Below are 16,703 nucleotides of genomic sequence, written 5' to 3'. Positions count from 1 at the left end.
GCCCGGCGCGAAGGGCGTGCGGCCGGGCCGCGCGGGGCCGATCGGGTGCCGCTTCGCGCGCCGGGATCGGGGTATCCCGTCCGGAGGAACAACGGGACTGATGCACTGTCAGTCAGGCTGGCGTGCCCCGGCCGGTCCGGGGCGTCCCACCGGGTCGGACGGACGGCCGGGAGGACGTCCGGAAATACCCGGGCCGACTGTCCGAGGCAGGTCGTAGGCTTGCGCGCAGGTGATCCTCAGGAGGAGCGTTTTGACCCCACCGAAGCCGGTCCGGCAACCGGAGTACGAGTACCAGTCGCTGCGCATGCCGCGTGGCACCACGCGCAACGCGGCACGCCAACTGCTCACCGAGCACGCCGAGTACGGGCACTGGGAGCTCGACCGGCTGAGGCTGTTCCCCGACGGGAGCCGGACGGTCCGGCTGCGGCGGCGGATCATCCGGCAGGTCCGGAGCTGGTGACGGGCGAGCGCGCCTGAACCCACCCGCCGCCGCGGGGATGGACGGGCGGGGCGCCTGGGTGGGGAAGGCCCAGGCGGGAGGCGGCCGGGTCGGGGAGCTCCGGATCGGCGAGCTCCGGGCCCGGGAACGCGCCCGTCGCGGTGGGGATCTCACGCCGGGCTTTCGAGCCGGGGCTTCACGTCATGTCAGGCCTTGATGCGGGTTCTCACACCGGACCTCCGCCCGCCCGCGGCCGCCCGTACCTCCAGGCAGCCGCGGGCGCGTCACGCTCCGGCCTCGTGCTCCGGCGGCGCCGCGGGGGTGTGGCGCCGCGGGATGTGGCCTACCGGCGGCTCAGCGGGCCCCGGCGCGGGCGCGGCGGTAGAGCACGCCGCCACCGAGCAGCAGGGCGAGACCGGCGGCGCCGAGCAGTTCGACGTCACCGGCGCCGGTGGAGGCCAGCTGGCTGCCGACGGCGCCGCTCGGCGAGGAGGCGACGACCGGGGCTGCGGCGCGGGCCGCGACCGGGGCGACCTGGCCGCTCGCGACCGGCGCGACGGCGGGGGCCGAGTGTGCGCCGGCCTCGGGGGTGGTGGACGGGCCGCCGTTGCGCGGGTTGCCCGGGACCTCCCCGCCGGCCTGCGGCGGGATGGACGGGCTGTGCTTCTCGGGGCAGTCGTCGACCGGCTTCGGGGCCGGGGCGGGCTGCGCGACGTTGGCGCAGTCGTTGCCGAAGGCCGGGTTCCCGACGCCGACCACGTCGACGGAGTTGCCGCAGGCGTTGACCGGGACGTGCACGGGGGCCTGGATGCTGTTGCCGGAGACCACGCCGGGCGAGTTGGCGGCGACGCCGGAGGCGGACGTGCCCGAGGCGGAGGAACCCCGGCCGGAGCCGGTGTGGGAACCGGAGCCGGTGTGGGAACCGGAGCCCGCGTGGGAGCCGCCCGGCTTGGCGGCCTCGGGGTGGCCGCTGACGTTCGCGCAGCGGTTGCCGTAGGACGGGTTCAGCACGCCGATCACGTCGACGGTGTTGCCGCAGGCATTGATCGGCACCTCGACCGGCACCTGCACCGAGTTCCCGGAGGCGACGCCCGCCGATCCGGCGGCACCTCCCTGGGCCTCGGCACCCGCGTAGGCGTAGCCGGCGGTCGAGGCCAGGACACTGCCGGTGGCCACGACCGTGAGGATCCCCTTCTTGGCTACATTCCTCATCTTTTCCCCTGACGTATCGAGAACGACGTGACGACCTTGACGTAAATACCTTCCGAAAGTCGGAATTTCCGTATATCCGGATATCCGGCAAGGTCTTCGACTGCACAGGAGTTAACGAGAGAGCGGCGGAGAGGTTGAGCCGAACGAACCAACTTCACCCGATCGAGCGATTGCCCTCTTGTTTGCCCCTCCGCACCCAGCTCCCTGCACCCAGCTCCCCTCACTCCGCACTCCGCACTCCGCATGCAAGCGGCCCCCGGGCGGCGCGTCCGCCGCCCGGGGGCCGAATGAGTCGGCTCAACGAGCCTCAGCAGCTCGGAGCGTGACTCAGAAGTTGGCGCAGTGGTTGCCGAACGCCGGGTTCAGCACGCCGATCACGCTGATGGTGTTGCCGCACAGGTTGACCGGGACGTGCACCGGGATCTGCACCTGGTTGCCGGAGACGACACCCGGGGAGCCAGCGGCCACACCCTCGGCGCCGGCACCGCCGTGAGCGGACGCGACACCGGCGGCGGCGATCACCAGGCCACCGGTGGCGGCGGCAACAGCGGCGATCTTCTTGACCTTCATCATTCCTCCTGTATGGACAACGCAACCCGTTCGGCGGGTTGCACAGGGATGAACGAGGGTGTGGCAAACGGGGTACGGAACAGATTTGCCATTCACTCGCAACGGTGACGGTCCGCACACACGGTCGATCCGCATTTCCTTGCAGGATCGTTTCTGTTGATCTCCTTCGCCCTGTCCCAAATCATTAGCTCGGACAATGCGGACGGCCCGCCCCCGGCACTCCGGGAACGGGCCGTCCACCCAAGGTGCTCAGCAGGCGTCGAGGAACCGGTCCAGCACCCGGACGCCGAACTTCAGCCCGTCCACCGGCACCCGCTCGTCCACACCGTGGAACATCCCGGCGAAGTCCAGCTCCGGCGGCAGCTGCAGCGGCGCGAAGCCGAAGCAGCGGATCCCGAGGTCCTGGAACGACTTGGCGTCCGTCCCGCCCGACAGGCAGTACGGCACCGCGCGGGCGATCGGGTCCTCCGCCCGCAGCGCCGTCTGCATCGCCTCCACCAGCGCGCCGTCGAAGGTGGTCTCGATCGCCTTGTCCGAGTGCAGGCTCTCCCGCTTCACGCGCGGGCCCAGCACGCTGTCCAGCTCCGCCAGGAACTCCTCCTCGTAGCCGGGCAGGAAGCGCCCGTCCACGTGTGCGGTGGCCTGGCCGGGGATCACGTTCACCTTGTAGCCGGCGCCGAGCATGGTCGGCTGGGCGGTGTTGCGCAGCGTGGTGCCGATCATCTTGGCGATGCCGCCGAGCACCCGCAGGGTCTCGTCCATGTTCTCCGGGTCGAGCTCGACCCCGAGCGCGTCCGACAGCTCGTTCAGGAACGCCCGTACGGTCTTGGTGATCCGCAGCGGGAACTTGTGCCGGCCGAGCCGGGCGACCGCCTCGCACAGCTCGGTGATCGCGTTGTCGTCGTTCTCCATCGAGCCGTGCCCGGCGCGGCCCTCGACCGTCAGGCGCATCCAGTGCATGCCCTTCTCGGCCGTCTCCACCAGGTAAAGCCGCACCTGGTCGTTGACCGTGAAGGAGAAGCCGCCGACCTCGCCGATGCCCTCGGTCACGCCCTCGAACAGCTCCGGGTGCTTGTCCACCAGGAACCGCGCCCCGTACGTGCCGCCGGCCTCCTCGTCCGCGACGAACGCCAGCACCAGGTCGCGCGGGGGCTTGCGGCCGGTGCGCAGCCGGTCGCGGACCACCGCGAGGGTCATCGCGTCCATGTCCTTCATGTCGACCGCGCCGCGCCCCCACACGCAGCCGTCCGCGATCTCGCCCCCGAACGGGTCGTACGTCCAGTCCGCGGCGTTGGCCGGCACCACGTCGGTGTGGCCGTGGATCAGCAGGCCCGGGCGGGAACGGTCCTCGCCCTCGATCCGCACCACCGTCGAGGCCCGCCCCTTGGCCGACTCGAAGATCTGCGGCTCCACCCCGAACTCCGCGAGCTGCTCGGCGACGTACTCCGCCGCCTTGCGCTCCCCCGGGCCGGAGCCGTCCCCGTAGTTGCTGGTGTCGATCCGGATCAGATCGCGACAGATCCCGGCGACCTCCGACTCAGCCGTCGCCCTCGGCCCCGCCGACTCGCTCCGCTCGCTCACGGTCACTCCTCGTCTTTGGCCCGCACCGACGCACCAGCGCGCCACCCCCAGGACCTGCACCCGGGCCGTACGAGCACGTACGCCCATCCTCCCCCAGCCCCCGACCCGGATCCACCCCCTGCGCGCCCCCGAAACCCCCTGGTCACGCCCCCGCCACACACTCCCCCTTGCCCCCGCCACCACCTCCATTCCCCCGCCCCGAACCGTTTTGGGACCCCAAGCCGATCTTTGCTACAGTTACATCTGTCAGCGCGGCCGACGAGAGAACGAAAGCCGCAAGGACAACACCCGGTCCGGGTGGCGGAATGGCAGACGCGCTAGCTTGAGGTGCTAGTGCCCTTTATCGGGCGTGGGGGTTCAAGTCCCCCCTCGGACACCAGCAAGACCCCTGTTGATTCAGGGGTCTTTTGCTTTTCCCGGCCGTCGTGTGACCAACCGCGGGACCGGCGGCCCGGCGAGTGGTGTCGGGTGGTGGTGGAGGTCTCCGCCGGGGAGTCGTGGCTTCGGGCATGGTGGTCGGCCGACCTCGTGGGGCCGGTCGATCCGACGTGACGGCGGGTCGGCCGGCCCTTGGTGTGGGGTCGGGGCTATCGGGTGTGGAGGCGGTGGGCGGTGCGCCGGACCCACCAGAGGGCGGCCGCGGTGACGGCCAGGGTCCAGGCGAGTTGTGCCGCGGCGTACGGGTGGCCCTGGGCTGCGGAGCGGGCGAGCGGGAACAGGAGGGTGCCGACCGCCAGCGGGCCGCGCAGGTACCAGAGCGCCACCTGGCCGGGGCCGGTGTTGCCCATGGGGGTGTTGACACCGATCGTCAGGTGCACGGGCACGACGCCCCGGTAGGAGCTGACCAGCGCGGCCGCGGTGAGTGCGGGTACGGAGGCGAGGAGCGGGAGGAGTCCTGCGGCGCCCCGGCCGCCGAGCGCGCACGCCAGTGCGCCGGCTCCGGTGAGCGCGAGGAGGAGGCCGCCGGGCACCGCCGAGTGCTGGAGGGCGAGCGACTTGAACGTCCAGGGCAGGTTGGTGGAGCGCCGCGGGTCGTCGCTCTCCAGCCGGGCCGGCTCGGTGAGTTGAGCGGCCGCCAGGTATTCGGCGACCAGGGACAGCACGACGACGATCTGCTGTGCGGTCGAGGTGAAGGAGGGGGCGGCCGCGGTCAGTCCGACGGCGAGCCCGCTCCAGACGACGGCCCACCCCAGGCGGCGGGGGTTGCGCAGCAGGCAGGTGAGGTCGCGCCACGGGACCAGCAGCAGCCGGTGCCGCGGCACGGGGAGGCGGAGCCGGGGGGTGCTGCGCCGCTCCTTGAGCCGCGGTACTCCGGAGCGGGCCTGGCGGAGGTCGAGCATGAGGACGGACGTGCTGATCTGGGCGGCGACCGTCGCGCGCAGTCTGAGGGCGGCCTGCGGGATCGCGGGCAGTTCCCGCCAGGCGAGGACGAGGGCGACCACCGGGGTGCCGACCGACAGCACCGTGCCGACGGCGCCCGCCGTACCCACGAGGCCGAGCGCCCACAGGAGCGGTTGGGACGCCCACCCCCACGGGCCCGACCAGAGCAGGAGGTCCTGCAGCCAGCCCGTCCGCCCCTGTGTCCATGCCGTCCACACGCCGGCGGCGGCGACCGCGGCGAGGAGCCACCCCGCGGCGAAGACCCCGCGGCCGTAGCGGGACATCCACTGGTCGTTCCGCTCGACCAGGACGCCGACCGCGCTCGTGGTGAGCGCCACCGAGACGCCCGTCCAGGAGCCCGCGAGGGTCAGCAGGATCCACGACTGCGGGGCCAGGCCCTGCAGCAGGAAACCCGCGACCGCGCCGGCGACGCCGCTCACCACGGAGGCCAGCGCCACCGAGGAGCGCAGCCCCGGCGCGAGCAGGGCTCGCCGGTCGACGGCCGAGGGCAGCAGGAAGCCGGTCGTGGCCCGGTCCAGCAGAACCGGGCCGCGCCACATCGCTCCCCGGGCGGTGAGCAGCAGGGCGAGGACCAGCACCGCCGGGATCAGCGCCAGGAGCGTCGCGGACGCCTGTTCCCCGATCTGCACGGGTGGCCGGTCGGCCGCCCGGGTCGAACTCGTCCACTGGAGCAGGGCGGGGACGCCCCAGCAGCCGCCCACCAGGAGGACCGTGTAGGCGATGAACCACGCGCTCCTGCGCTTCTCCTGGCGCGTGCCACTCCGGGCTTCGCGCAGGAACAGCAGGGTGTCCGCGGTGCAGTCCCCCGACCTGTCGGGCACCCGCGCCCTCGTCCCGGTCGCGGGTGCCACGCTGTCGCTCAAACCGCTCATCCTTCCCCCCGCACCGCCCCGGACGGGCCCGAGTGCCCCGCACGCGAGCCGACTTCGACGATCTGGTCCGCGACCTCGTTCAGGGCCCGGTGGTGGGTGGCCATGAGGACGGCCGCTCCGCGGTCGCGGTGCTCCGCGATCAGGCGGGCGAGGGCGGTCCGGGCGTGGGAGTCGAGCCGCTGTTCCGGCTCGTCGAGGATGAGGAGGTCGTGCGGCCGGATGAAGGCGGCGGCGAGGAGCAGCGCCTGGGTCTGCCCGGAGGACAGGGCCGAGGGGAACTGTTCGGACTGCGCCGTGAGGCGGTGCGACTCCAGCGCCCCGTCGACCGCGGCATCGGCTCCGGCGCCCATGCCGTGCGACAGCGCCACGAGCCGCAGGTGCTCCCGCACGGTGAGGTCCGGATAGAACGCACCGGGATCCATCACCGACGCGACCCGCTTGCGCACGTCCAGGGAATCCTCGTGGATCTCCTCCCCGTCGAAGACGACCGACCCCGCGGAGGGTCTCTCCCGGCCGGCCGCCACGCGGAGCAGCGTGCTCTTGCCGGATCCGTTCTCCCCGACCAGGGAAACGCACTCACCACGGTGAATGCGGAGGGAGACCCGGTCTAGCACGGTGCTGTCACCGTAGGCGTGTGTGACGTCGACGAGTTGCAGCAGCGGTGCGTCCGCCGCCTTGCCGGTTTTCTTTTTCAATCGACGAGCCGTCTTCTCTCGGATGATCGAAACGTTCATTTTCACACTTTTCTGAACATTGGGCCGATCATAGCAAGGCGTCCCAATCCTGCAAAGCCGACCCAAATACACCCTCCGGACGGCCCGGCACGCATCCTCCGGTCGGCCCCGAGGCCGTCAAGTCAAATGGGGCGATTTGAGGCCATACGGACTGTTCGGCGGAATCCGCCGCCCGCCCGGATTCTCGATCAAGGCCTGACCTGCGATATCAATGATCAAATACAGGAGCATCCGGTGACTCCACAACAAAAGGGGCATTGCACAGAATTCGAAGAATGTCCACCTACAATGGAATTGGTCAATTTCTTCGAAATTATCCGCCACCGATTCGCATTGTGCACACCATGAACACATCAAGGGTCTTCCCGTGGTTACCGGAACGACATATGGTCGAACGGCAGCGGCCGGCAGCGGGCGTCGGTCCTCTGCGGGTTGGCCGCTGTCTCCACCATCAAAAGGAGAAAGAGTGAACGCCACCGAATCGCGTGTCGAGTTCGTGACCGATGCCGTCAACGCTTCGTTCGCGGAGGCGCAGGAGGGTTTCGTGAACGCACACAACGCTCCCGCGATGACCACCCCCACCATCGTCGCCATATGCGAGGTCGTCGTGACGGGCAGCACGATCTGCCTCGGCTGCTGAACCACTGACCCACCGGTGACACCACCCATGTGAGCAGACGGGCCGGAAAGGGGGACGAGCGGTTCCCCTTTCCGGCCCCGCTCGACTGGAGCACGAGGACGCGTGAATGCCATTCACCAAGATCGTCAACGAGCCTTCCCACCCCATATCGCGCGAGGACGCGCATTACTGGACGCTGGCCCCGGCCGCGGTGGGCGAGATCATCAGCGGCCTCGAAGCCTTGACCAGGACGGCCGCCTACGGACCCAACGGCCTTTTGCAGGGCCTGAGTTCGAAACGTGATCGCAGCGTGGTCCCGCAGGCCCTCCGCAAGGCGATCGACAGCCGCGGCGGTGCCGTCGCCATCAAGGCCATGGGCGTCGTCGGCGGAGCGCTGACCCTGACCGGCCGCAGGAGCCGGGCGCAGCAGATCACCGGAGCCGGCCTGATGCTGGCCTCCAGCGGCCTGAGCAAGTACCGCACCTCGTTCGGCAGGGACGGGGCGGACCACATGGCCGCCCTGATCTGCGGCTACCGCCTGCTCACCGCCCTGGTCCCCGAGGCCGAGAAGTCCGACGACCTCTTCCTGCGCGCGGTCAACGCCCAGACCTTCATCGCCTACGTGACCGCCGGCGCGGCGAAGGCGATCTCCAGCACCTGGCGGTCGGGCGAGGCGCTGGAACAGGTCCTGCAGACCCAGCAGTACGGGGACAGCGCGGTCGCCAGGTGGCTGAAGAAGAGCCCGCTGCTGTGCAGTTCGATGACGTGGTTCACCATCGTCTGGGAGACCGGGTTCCCGGTCGTCTACCTGCTGGCGCCGACGGACGCCCGCAAGGCCCTGGCCGGCGTCAAGCTCTTCCACCTGGGCATCGCCGTGACGATGGGCCTGCCGCGGTTCTTCTGGGGATTCAGCTCGGCCCACGCGGCGGTCCTCTACGCCGTGGACCGCCTGCCCAGGAACGGGGGCCGGGGATGAGGTTCGAACGCCAGGTGGTCGCCACCTTCAGCGCCGCCGCCGCGGTCAGCGCCTACCTCTCGTACATCCGCCTGGAGGAGGAGTACACCCGGCGCAGCGGACTCAAGGGGACCTCCCTGATCCAGGGCCCGGACGGCCTCGCGATCGAGTACGCGCTCGATGCCGGGGAGCTCGGTCCCACCGCCCCCGTCGCGGTCCTCGAAAGCGGCCTGGGCGCGCCGCTGGAGTCCTGGGACTGGGTGGCCGGGCTGCTCAGCCGGCGCTTCCGGGTCCTGCGCTACCACCGCAGCGGGTACTGGCGCTCGAAGAGCGGACTGCGGCCGGCCCAGTCGGTCGAGTTCCTCCTGCAACAGCTCGCGCCGGAGGGCGACGTCGTCCTGTGCGGCCACTCGATCGGCGCCCTCACCGCCATGAACGTCGCGGCGGAGTCCGCCTACGTGCGCGAGCGCGCCACCGTCCTGCACATCGTCGACGGGACGGACGCCGTGCTCCTCGGTGAGGACCGCGGGTCGAAGCGGCGGGTGGCGCGCTACAACCAGGACACCGCGCGACGGCTGCTCGGCTCGGCCCTGGGCACCACCCGCTGGCTGACGAGCCCCACCGAGCGGGAACTCGAGTACCGCCCGGACATCCAACGGGCGTACCTGGCCTCGATCTCCAGCCCCCAGGTGCTGCTGGCGGCGCGCCAGGAGTACCTCCACGAGCCCCTCGCCGGCCAGGACTTCGTGGCCGCCGGCCCGCTGCGGCGCGTCGTCATCTCGGCCGCAAACAACACCGAGCAGCAGCGCAAGCTCAGCGAGCGGGTCGCCGCGGACTTCCACGTCGTCCCGGCGAGCAGCCACCGGTCCATCATCGCCAAGCCCGCCCTGGCGCAGCAGACGGCGGCGATCATCCTGGAGAACTCATGAGCGCGTGGCGCAGGACCGTCACGTCCCTGGTCAAGGCCGCCCTGGTGACGCACGTCGTGCTGACGGTCTTCGAGAACCTGCCCGACGACAAGCTGCCGATCAAGATGCGCCTGCCGTTCTTCCCCGACCTGCCGCAGTGGCGCTTCTTCGCTCCGAACCCCGGCATCGAGGACCTGTACGTCTTCTACCGCACGCGCGCGACGCCCGCGGACGGGTGGACCACGTGGGCCGACCTGGCCATGCGGAACGAGGCGAAGCCGCTCGCCGTGCTGTGGAACCCGGGGAGCCGGGTTCCGAAGGCGCTGTTCGACATGGCGTCGCAGGTGCGCACGCTCGCCTCGAACGGGGCCATGTTCGAGTGGATGCTGAACAGCGACGGGTACAACCTGATGGCCGGGGCCGTGCGGGACACGTGCAGGAGGAGCAGCGAGTCGGGGGACTACCAGTTCATGATCGTGGCGTCCGTCCCGACCGAGGGTGCCGACGGGATCAAGCCCATCATGATCTCGCCCGAACTCGCCCTGTGAACCGGGGGAACACCGAGATGCCCGAAACCGAAAGCACCGAAAACTCCGGAAGCGCTGCGAACACCGGAATCGCCGCAAGCGCCGGAAGTCAGGCGATCCCCGATCTGGGCGAGAAGCGGATCCTGTTCATCGTGACCGGATCCATCAATGCCGCGCTCACACCGTACTGGCTGCACTGGCTGCGCCAGTCGTTTCCCCGGATCACGAGCGATCTCCTGGTGACCAGGTCCGCACAGCGATTCGTGACGCTGGACGCCCTGCGCCGACTGGTGGGCGGCGACGTGTGGACCGACGACTACGCCGACCCCTCCCTCCCGGAATCCGCACACGTGGAGATCGGCGAACGCGTCGACGCCTTCGCCGTCTTCCCCGCGACGCTCGATTTCGCGATGCGGCTCGCCTCGGGAAACTGCGACACCCCCGCCACCATGGCGTTGCAGATCACCGAAAAGCCGATCGTGCTCGCCACCGCCTTTCCGGCCGGAAATGCCGTCGTCGAACACAACATGGAGCTCCTGCTGCGGCGCCCGAACGTCTCGGTCAGCCAGACCGTGGCGGCGTACAGCGTCGGGAAGCGAAAATGGGAGGGCGAGACCGGCTTCTACCTGCCGTCGGTCCTGAAGGAGCTGGAAGGAATGTTCGATGCAAAGGGCCGCCGGTAGCACCAGCTCCCGGTGACCGGCCGCCCCGCCCGTGGAATCCCGCGCGGCGGACCGACCATGAACGAGGCGGACCGACCATGAAGTGGAACAGGGACGTCGCGGTCGTGGGCAGCGGGCCGAACGGCCTGGCGGCGGCCGTCACCTTCGCCCGCGCCGGGCTGCACGTGGACGTCTACGAGAGCCAGGACGAGATCGGCGGCGGCCTGCGCACGCACGCCCTCTTCGACAGCGACGTACGGCACGACATCTGCTCCGCCGTCCATCCGATGGCCGCCGTGTCTCCGTTCTTCCGCCGGTTCGACCTGTCGGCCCGCGGCGTCGACCTGCTCCGGCCGGAAGCGTCCTACGCCCATCCGCTGGCGGACGGGCGGGCCGCCGTGGCGTACCAGGACCTCGACCGGACCTGCGACGCGCTGGGCCGCGACGGCGCCGGCTGGCGGCGGCTGATGGCACCGCTCATCGGCCGCAGCACCGAGATCGGGGAGCTCTTCCTCTCCGACTTCCGTTCCGTCCCCCCGTCCCTGCGGACTCCGGCGATGCTCGCGTGGCGGTCCCTGGTCCACGGGACGGCGCTCGCCACGCACCGGTTCGCGACCGACGAGGCGGCCGCCCTCCTCGCCGGGGTGGCCGCGCACGCCGTCGGCAGGCTCCCCAGCATCGTCGGCGGAGCCGTGTCGGTCTTCCTCGGCCACCTGGCGCACAGTTCGGGGTGGCCGGTGCCGCGCGGCGGGAGCTCGGAGATCGCGGCCGGCCTGGCCGAGGACATCCGGCGCCACGGCGGGCAGATCCACACCGGTGCGCGCATCACCGACCTGGCGCAGGTGCGCGGTTCGCGCGTCGTCATGTTCGACACCGGGCCGAAGGAGTTCTCGGCCGTGGCGGGCGACCGGCTGCCCGCCGCCTACCGGCGACGGCTCCGCAGGTTCCGGTACGGGCCCGCGGCGGCCAAGGTCGACTTCCTGGTGTCCGAGGCGATCCCGTGGCGGAACACCGAGGTGGCCAGGGCCGCCACCGTGCACCTCGGAGGGTCGCAGGCGCAGATCTACCGCCGGGAGTCCGGGGTCGCCCGCGGTGTCGACGCGGGCGACCCGTTCGTGCTGCTGGTGGATCCCGGCGTCGCCGATCCCGACCGGGTCCGCGCCGGGAAGCGGCCCGTCTGGGCGTACGCGCACGTGCCCAACGGGTACGCGGCGGACCCCACCGGCTCCGTCACGGCACAGATCGAGAAGTACGCGCCCGGGTTCGCCGAGACGGTCGTCGCCGCCCGGAGCACCAACGGCGTCCAGTACGAGGCGTACAACCCGAACTACGTCGGCGGGGACATCGGGGCCGGGGCCCTGACCCTCGGCCAGCTGCTCATGCGCCCGACCCCCCGGTGGAACCCGTACGCGACCCCGCTGCCCGGCGTCTACCTGTGCTCCGCGTCCACACCGCCCGGTCCGGGCGTCCACGGCATGAGCGGCTACCTCGCCGCCGTCTCCGCGCTCCGCCGGGAGTTCGGCATCGCCGCGCCGCCCTCGCTCGGGCCCTGTCCGGCGTCTTTGCGACGTGAACCGTGACGGCGGCGTCATCAATCGGAGAGGCTCCTCGGTAAGGGTGGTGGCGGCGGGTCCGCCCCGTGGAACCCCTGACGTTTTTGGAGGAGACCGATGTCCGCACCTGTTCAGCACCACCGCTTCGCCGTCGACGAGGACGGCAACGACCTGGGGTACGCCCTGTCGCTGCCGGACGGGTACGACGAGGGCCCCGGGCCGTGGCCGCTGCTGCTGTTCCTGCACGGCGCCATGGAGCGCGGCGAGGATCTGGCGGCGCTCGCCGTGCACGGTCCGGTGCGGCAGATCGCCGCCGGGGCGAAGCTGCCGTTCGTGGTGGTGGCCCCGCAGTGCCCGGCGCACAGCTCGTGGGTCGCGGAGGTGAGCGCGCTGGCGGCCCTGGTCGAGGAGGTGGCGCGGACGTACCGGATCGACCCGGACCGGCGGTACGTCACCGGGCTGAGCATGGGCGGCACCGGCACGTGGGCGCTGGCCGCCCGGTACCCGCGCCGGTTCGCCGCCGCCGTGCCGATCTGCGGGTCCGGGCTGAGCGAGGCGGCGCCGCGCCTCGTCGACCTCCCGGTGTGGGCCTTCCACGGCGGGGAGGACGACGTCGTCCCGGTCGCCCACACCGAGCGGGTGGTCGAGGCGCTGCGGGAGGCGGGCGGTCCGGTGCGGTTCACCCGCTACCCGGGGATCGGCCACGACTCCTGGACGCGGACGTACGACGACCCCGAGGTCTACGCCTGGTTGCTCGCCCAGTCCCGCCGGTCCCACAGCGCGGGCTGATCCGCCAGGGTCGGCCGGACAGGACCTACTGCTGGGGACCGGTCGCCTGACGGGGCCCGGTCCGGGGGCGGGTGGGGTGCGGGACGGACGCGGGCAGGGCGTGTCCGGTGCGGTCGTCGGTGTGCCAGGACTGCGACTGGAAGGCCAGGAACACCGCCGCCCACCGGCTCTCCGCCGGCAGGTGGACGAGCAGCGCGCCGTCCTGGTAGACGCCGTCGTCCGTCCGGAACCGCCCGCTGTTGCCCTGGTTCATGTGCACGTCGTGCACGCCGTTGCCGGGCAGGAAGCCGAACACCTTGTCCGGGACGCCGGGTTCGGGCCCGAAGCGCTGCCCGAAGACGTACACCGCGGCCGCCGGGTCGGCGATCGCCCGTTGGACGTGCTGGTCGAGCGCGTCGGCGAGGTCGTTGTCCGGGCCCGGGAGGTCGGGCGGCAGGACGCGCATCGCCGCGGGGTCGAACAGGCGCCCGCGGACGAAGTCCAGGCCCGCCGTGCCCGGCCGGGACGGCACCGGGTTCCAGCCGCTGCCGGCCGGCGGGAGGAGGCCGGTGACGGGGTGCCGGAAGTCCTCGACCGCGAGGTAGCGCAGGTCGGCGGGGGCCTGCTGGGAGAGGACGTTGACCGCCGCGCGGTAGTCGGTGCCCCCGGCGTCGCGCAGGTGGATCTGGTAGTGCGGGGTGTCGGTGGCGCCCTCGCGGCGCCGGTCGACGGCGGTGGCGGCGAGCACGCCGTAGTCGCTGATCGGCATGGGTGTCGTTCCTCGGTTCCCTGGCTGCTGGTCCTGGTGCCCCGTCGGCCGGTCGGCCGGGGTGCCTCCGTTATCGCGCACCCCGCCGACCGGGGAGCGTGGAATCCGCAGTTGTTCATCTGCCGTCCCCCGAAGGGATTTTCGCGCCGCAGAACGTTGACGTCGGGGCGCGGGCGTCTGGGGGCCGGGCGAGGGCTGGACGGGGACCGAACGAGGGCTGGACGGGGACCGGACGAGGGCTGGACGGTCAGTCGGCCGGTGCCGGCCCGCCCCCGCCGGGCGGAGCGTGGGCGCGTCTCGACCGCCCCCGGACCAGCTCGCCGGTGACGAAGGCCGTCACCGCGGTGACGATCAGCAGCGGCATCGCATCGGCGGCCTGACCACCCAGCAACGCCGCCGCCAGCACCGTGCTGGTGACCGGAAGCCGGGTGACGGCCGCGCCGGAGGCGGCCAGTCCGGCGGCCAGCGCGGGCGCGGTGCCGAGGCCGGGCAGCGGCGCGCAGGCCGCCCCGAGCGCGGCACCGATCAGGATCGCCGGGAAGATCGGGCCGCCGCGCAGGCTGCCCAGGGCGATCCCCCAGCCGACCGTCTTGCACAGCACCAGGGCGAGCAGCGCGCCGATCGGCCAGGCCGCCGGGTCGGCCGCCAGCGCGCCCAGGGTGGCCTGCCCGGAGAGCGCGGCCTCCTCCGGTGAGCGACCGGTGAGCAGGGCGTACGCCGCGAGGCAGGCTCCGACGGCGATCGCGCACAGCACCGTCCGGACGGCGGTCCGACGAGCGGTCGGCACCGGCCGGGGGCCGTCCGGATCGCCCGTGGTGAAGGCCTTGACCCGCCGGCCGAGGGCCTGCCCGGCCACGCAGACCACGGCGATCACCACCGCCAGCGGCACGCCCCAGAGGAAGTCACCCGGGTCCGGGACGCCGCTCTCGGGCACCCGCGGCAGCGAGAGCGCGCCGATCGACAGCCCGGTCCAGTGGCCGAAGCCGGTGAAGACCAGCGCACCGACCCCGCTGGCCAGCAGACAGGGCAGGACCAGAGCGATCAGCCGCGGACCGCCCAGCCCGGCCGCCTCGATCATCATCACGCCCGCCACCAGCGGGCTGCCGAAGATGGTGGAGATCGCGGCCGCCGCCCCGGCTGTGCCCAACACCGGTACCAGTTCCGGGTGTTGGGACCGCCTGGCGGACCGGACGGAGAGCAGCGCGAGGCCGCCGCCGATCGCCATCAGCGGCGCCTCCGGGCCGAGCACCGCGCCGAGCGGCAGGCAGGCGAGCGCGGCCAGCACCACGCCGGGGACGGCGCCCGGCGGGGTGGGCGGGCCGCCCAGCCCGTCCACCGGCACGTGGCCGCCGTGTCCGGGCAGCCGGGTGACCACGGGGGCGAGCAGCAGGCCGGCCAGCAGCAGCGCGGGCAGCGGCCACCACCAGGGGGCGCGGTCGAAGCCGGCGGTGACCGGCAGGCTCTCCCAGACCCAGTGCTGGAGTTGGTGCTCCAGGCCGACGAAGCCGAAGGCGACCAGCGAGACCGGGGCGCCGATCAGGGCGGCGACCAGCAGCAGGCCGAGGTAGCCCTTGCCGAGCAGCACCTGGCGCAGGGTGGGGCCACCGTTCTCCTGCTGGGGCGTCCCCGGCATCGCCGCTCCTTCGCGCTCTCGGGGCGCGCGGCCCCCGTCCTGCGACCGAGTCTCGCCCGGGGCCGGGCGGCCCGCACGGCGTGCGGCCCGTCAGCCGGGCGCCGGACGAGCGGAGTTGCGCCGTTCGGGTGGGAGCGCCCTCCGCAGCGGGTGGCGACCGGAGCGGGTCGGCGTCGGCCGGAGCCGGCTGATCGGAGCCGGCGGTCAGAGCCGGTGGGCGTCGCCGAGCGCGCTCTCGATGCCCTGGACCATCCGCCACAGCGGCGCCCGGCGGCTGGCGACCAGCACCACCACATCGTCCGCCCCGGACTCCCCGGACTCCCCGCCCGCGCCGTTCTCGCCGCCCGGGCGGTCGTTCCAGGTGCCGGTGACGAAGGCCATCGCCGCGTCGACCTCGGCCACCCAGTCGCTCTCGCCGCCCGAGCGCAGCCAGGTGCGCAGGGCGTGGTTGTGCGCGGCGACGACGGCGGCGGCGGTCACGTCGGCGCGCAGCGGGCCGTCCGGCCGGTCGGCGAACCGGCCGCGCAGGTAGGCCGCGAGCGTGTGCTCGTAGCGCCAGACCACGGAGAGCTCGTACGCCCGCAGGCCGGGGACCTTGCGGGTGAGGCGGTAGCGCTGGACGGAGAAGGAGGGCTGTTCGGCGTACATCCGCAGGACGAGCCGGGCCGCGTCGCAGGCGTGCTTGACCGGGTCCTCCTCGCCGGTGCCGGACTCCAGGAACTCCGTCATCTCGGCGAGGCTGCGCTCGTGGTCCGGGAAGACCACGTCCTCCTTGGCCGGGAAGTAGCGGAAGAAGGAGCGCCGGCCGACCCCGGCGAGCGAGACGATGTCGTCGATGGTGGTCTGCTCGAAGCCGCGTTCCAGGAAGAGCTCGAAGGCCGCGGCGACGAGCGCCTCGCGCATCGCCGGCTTGGCGGGCCCGTCGTTCATGGGCAGGTCCTGCTCTTCCTTCTCGCTCATTCCCGGAACATAGCATCGGCCCCGAACGGCCGGACCGGGTGCTCGGCCCGGCCGTCGGTGCACCTCGGAGGCGCTGTTACGGCAGGTTGCGGGCCATGACGATGCGCTGGACCTGGTTGGTCCCCTCGTAGATCTGGGTGATCTTCGCGTCCCGCATCATCCGCTCCACCGGGTAGTCCCGCGTGTACCCGTACCCACCCAGCAACTGCACCGCGTCCGTCGTGATCTCCATCGCCGCATCCGACGCGTAGCACTTCGCCGCCGCCCCGAAGAACGTCAGATCCCCGTCCCCACGCTGCGACTTCGCCGCCGCCGCATACGTCAGCTGCCGCGCCGCCTCCAGCTTCATCGCCATGTCCGCCAGCATGAACTGCACACCCTGGAACTCCGCGATCGCCTTCCCGAACTGCCGCCGCTCCTTCACATACCCCTTCGCGTAGTCCAACGCCCCCTGCGCGATCCCCACCGCCTGCGCCGCGATCGTCACCCGCGTGTGGTCCAACGTCCGCATCGCCGTCGCGAAACCCGTCCCCTCCGCAC

General features: G+C 72.0%; 17 protein-coding genes and 1 tRNA gene. 9 read left to right on the top strand and 9 right to left on the bottom strand.

Annotated features, from left to right (window positions below; all coding sequences use genetic code 11):
• Positions 1 to 250: 250 nt before the first annotated feature.
• Positions 251 to 460, top strand: coding sequence for a DUF5703 family protein (locus AC07BF_RS19335; protein ID WP_280681853.1), 210 nt, complete (start codon positions 251 to 253; stop codon positions 458 to 460).
• A gap of 333 nt (positions 461 to 793) precedes the next feature.
• Here AC07BF_RS19335 and AC07BF_RS19330 read toward each other — a convergent pair whose 3' ends face one another.
• From AC07BF_RS19330 to AC07BF_RS19320, 3 genes are all read right to left on the bottom strand, one after another.
• Positions 794 to 1,615: a chaplin gene (locus AC07BF_RS19330; protein WP_478333646.1), complete on the bottom strand. Its 822-nt coding sequence runs from the start codon at positions 1,613 to 1,615 to the stop codon at positions 794 to 796.
• A gap of 363 nt (positions 1,616 to 1,978) precedes the next feature.
• Positions 1,979 to 2,221: a chaplin gene (locus tag AC07BF_RS19325; RefSeq protein WP_400329642.1), complete on the bottom strand. Its 243-nt coding sequence runs from the start codon at positions 2,219 to 2,221 to the stop codon at positions 1,979 to 1,981.
• 249 nt (positions 2,222 to 2,470) lie between these two features.
• On the bottom strand, positions 2,471 to 3,802 hold the full coding sequence (locus AC07BF_RS19320) for a M20/M25/M40 family metallo-hydrolase (RefSeq protein ID WP_063346934.1): 1,332 nt from the start codon (positions 3,800 to 3,802) through the stop codon (positions 2,471 to 2,473).
• Positions 3,803 to 4,093: 291 nt separating this feature from the next.
• Here AC07BF_RS19320 and AC07BF_RS19315 point away from each other — a divergent pair.
• Positions 4,094 to 4,181: transfer RNA gene (locus AC07BF_RS19315), tRNA-Leu, on the top strand.
• A 208-nt stretch (positions 4,182 to 4,389) separates the two neighbouring features.
• On the opposite strand, the gene AC07BF_RS19310 is transcribed toward AC07BF_RS19315, so the two are convergent.
• Both AC07BF_RS19310 and AC07BF_RS19305 read right to left on the bottom strand, forming a co-directional pair.
• Complete coding sequence (locus AC07BF_RS19310; protein ID WP_478333645.1) at positions 4,390 to 6,066, bottom strand: DUF6297 family protein; 1,677 nt, start codon at positions 6,064 to 6,066, stop codon at positions 4,390 to 4,392.
• A 5-nt stretch (positions 6,067 to 6,071) separates the two neighbouring features.
• The gene (locus AC07BF_RS19305) at positions 6,072 to 6,809 is read right to left on the bottom strand and encodes an ABC transporter ATP-binding protein (RefSeq protein WP_363583942.1); all 738 of its coding nucleotides are present in this window, start codon (positions 6,807 to 6,809) and stop codon (positions 6,072 to 6,074) included.
• Positions 6,810 to 7,275: 466 nt separating this feature from the next.
• Here AC07BF_RS19305 and AC07BF_RS19300 point away from each other — a divergent pair, with 466 nt between their 5' ends.
• From AC07BF_RS19300 to AC07BF_RS19270, 7 genes are all read left to right on the top strand, one after another.
• Complete coding sequence (locus tag AC07BF_RS19300) at positions 7,276 to 7,449, top strand: cypemycin family RiPP (protein ID WP_350878031.1); 174 nt, start codon at positions 7,276 to 7,278, stop codon at positions 7,447 to 7,449.
• Between the two features lie 106 nt (positions 7,450 to 7,555).
• Positions 7,556 to 8,404, top strand: coding sequence for a hypothetical protein (locus AC07BF_RS19295; RefSeq protein WP_478333644.1), 849 nt, complete (start codon positions 7,556 to 7,558; stop codon positions 8,402 to 8,404).
• Entirely contained in the window at positions 8,401 to 9,312 is a 912-nt protein-coding gene (locus tag AC07BF_RS19290; protein ID WP_363583946.1) for an alpha/beta fold hydrolase, read from the top strand. Before AC07BF_RS19295 ends, AC07BF_RS19290 begins: the two co-directional genes overlap by 4 nt.
• Positions 9,309 to 9,839 carry a hypothetical protein gene (locus AC07BF_RS19285; protein WP_363583948.1) on the top strand — a complete coding sequence of 177 codons (531 nt, stop codon included), beginning with the start codon at positions 9,309 to 9,311 and terminating at the stop codon, positions 9,837 to 9,839. The genes AC07BF_RS19290 and AC07BF_RS19285 overlap by 4 nt, the downstream gene beginning before the upstream one ends.
• A 17-nt stretch (positions 9,840 to 9,856) precedes the next feature.
• The gene (locus tag AC07BF_RS19280) at positions 9,857 to 10,501 is read left to right on the top strand and encodes a flavoprotein (protein WP_363583950.1); all 645 of its coding nucleotides are present in this window, start codon (positions 9,857 to 9,859) and stop codon (positions 10,499 to 10,501) included.
• Between the two features lie 77 nt (positions 10,502 to 10,578).
• Complete coding sequence (locus AC07BF_RS19275; protein ID WP_478333643.1) at positions 10,579 to 12,060, top strand: phytoene desaturase family protein; 1,482 nt, start codon at positions 10,579 to 10,581, stop codon at positions 12,058 to 12,060.
• Between the two features lie 90 nt (positions 12,061 to 12,150).
• A complete protein-coding gene (locus AC07BF_RS19270) occupies positions 12,151 to 12,822 on the top strand; it encodes a carboxylesterase family protein (protein ID WP_363583954.1) in 672 nt (223 codons plus the stop codon).
• 25 nt (positions 12,823 to 12,847) lie between these two features.
• Here the strand turns inward: AC07BF_RS19270 and AC07BF_RS19265 are convergent, their stop codons facing one another.
• The 4 genes from AC07BF_RS19265 to AC07BF_RS19250 all read right to left on the bottom strand — a co-directional run.
• A complete protein-coding gene (locus tag AC07BF_RS19265) occupies positions 12,848 to 13,570 on the bottom strand; it encodes a DUF2278 family protein (protein ID WP_478333642.1) in 723 nt (240 codons plus the stop codon).
• 247 nt (positions 13,571 to 13,817) lie between these two features.
• A complete protein-coding gene (locus AC07BF_RS19260) occupies positions 13,818 to 15,203 on the bottom strand; it encodes a chloride channel protein (RefSeq protein WP_400844105.1) in 1,386 nt (461 codons plus the stop codon).
• A gap of 204 nt (positions 15,204 to 15,407) precedes the next feature.
• On the bottom strand, positions 15,408 to 16,106 hold the full coding sequence (locus AC07BF_RS19255; RefSeq protein ID WP_363583972.1) for a TetR family transcriptional regulator: 699 nt from the start codon (positions 16,104 to 16,106) through the stop codon (positions 15,408 to 15,410).
• Between the two features lie 133 nt (positions 16,107 to 16,239).
• Positions 16,240 to 16,703: acyl-CoA dehydrogenase family protein (locus tag AC07BF_RS19250; RefSeq protein WP_400803779.1), on the bottom strand; the 464-nt coding region annotated here is incomplete at its 5' end.

This window comes from Kitasatospora sp. NPDC043950, from assembly GCF_056435345.1.
The sequence above is the reverse complement of the archived record's forward strand: the minus strand, read 5'-3'. Positions and strand labels throughout refer to the sequence as shown.

Bases quoted from the DNA above. Each gene is read 5' to 3' on its own strand.
- AC07BF_RS19305 (WP_363583942.1), bottom strand. From the start codon at position 6,809: ATGAACGTTTCGATCATCCGAGAGAAGACGGCTCGTCGATTGAAAAAG.
- AC07BF_RS19290 (WP_363583946.1), top strand. From the start codon at position 8,401: ATGAGGTTCGAACGCCAGGTGGTCGCCACCTTCAGCGCCGCCGCCGCG.
- AC07BF_RS19255 (WP_363583972.1), bottom strand. From the start codon at position 16,106: ATGCGCGAGGCGCTCGTCGCCGCGGCCTTCGAGCTCTTCCTGGAACGC.
- AC07BF_RS19285 (WP_363583948.1), top strand. From the start codon at position 9,309: ATGAGCGCGTGGCGCAGGACCGTCACGTCCCTGGTCAAGGCCGCCCTG.
- AC07BF_RS19295 (WP_478333644.1), top strand. From the start codon at position 7,556: ATGCCATTCACCAAGATCGTCAACGAGCCTTCCCACCCCATATCGCGC.
- AC07BF_RS19275 (WP_478333643.1), top strand. From the start codon at position 10,579: ATGAAGTGGAACAGGGACGTCGCGGTCGTGGGCAGCGGGCCGAACGGC.
- AC07BF_RS19260 (WP_400844105.1), bottom strand. From the start codon at position 15,203: ATGCCGGGGACGCCCCAGCAGGAGAACGGTGGCCCCACCCTGCGCCAG.
- AC07BF_RS19265 (WP_478333642.1), bottom strand. From the start codon at position 13,570: ATGCCGATCAGCGACTACGGCGTGCTCGCCGCCACCGCCGTCGACCGG.
- AC07BF_RS19325 (WP_400329642.1), bottom strand. From the start codon at position 2,221: ATGAAGGTCAAGAAGATCGCCGCTGTTGCCGCCGCCACCGGTGGCCTG.
- AC07BF_RS19280 (WP_363583950.1), top strand. From the start codon at position 9,857: ATGCCCGAAACCGAAAGCACCGAAAACTCCGGAAGCGCTGCGAACACC.
- AC07BF_RS19270 (WP_363583954.1), top strand. From the start codon at position 12,151: ATGTCCGCACCTGTTCAGCACCACCGCTTCGCCGTCGACGAGGACGGC.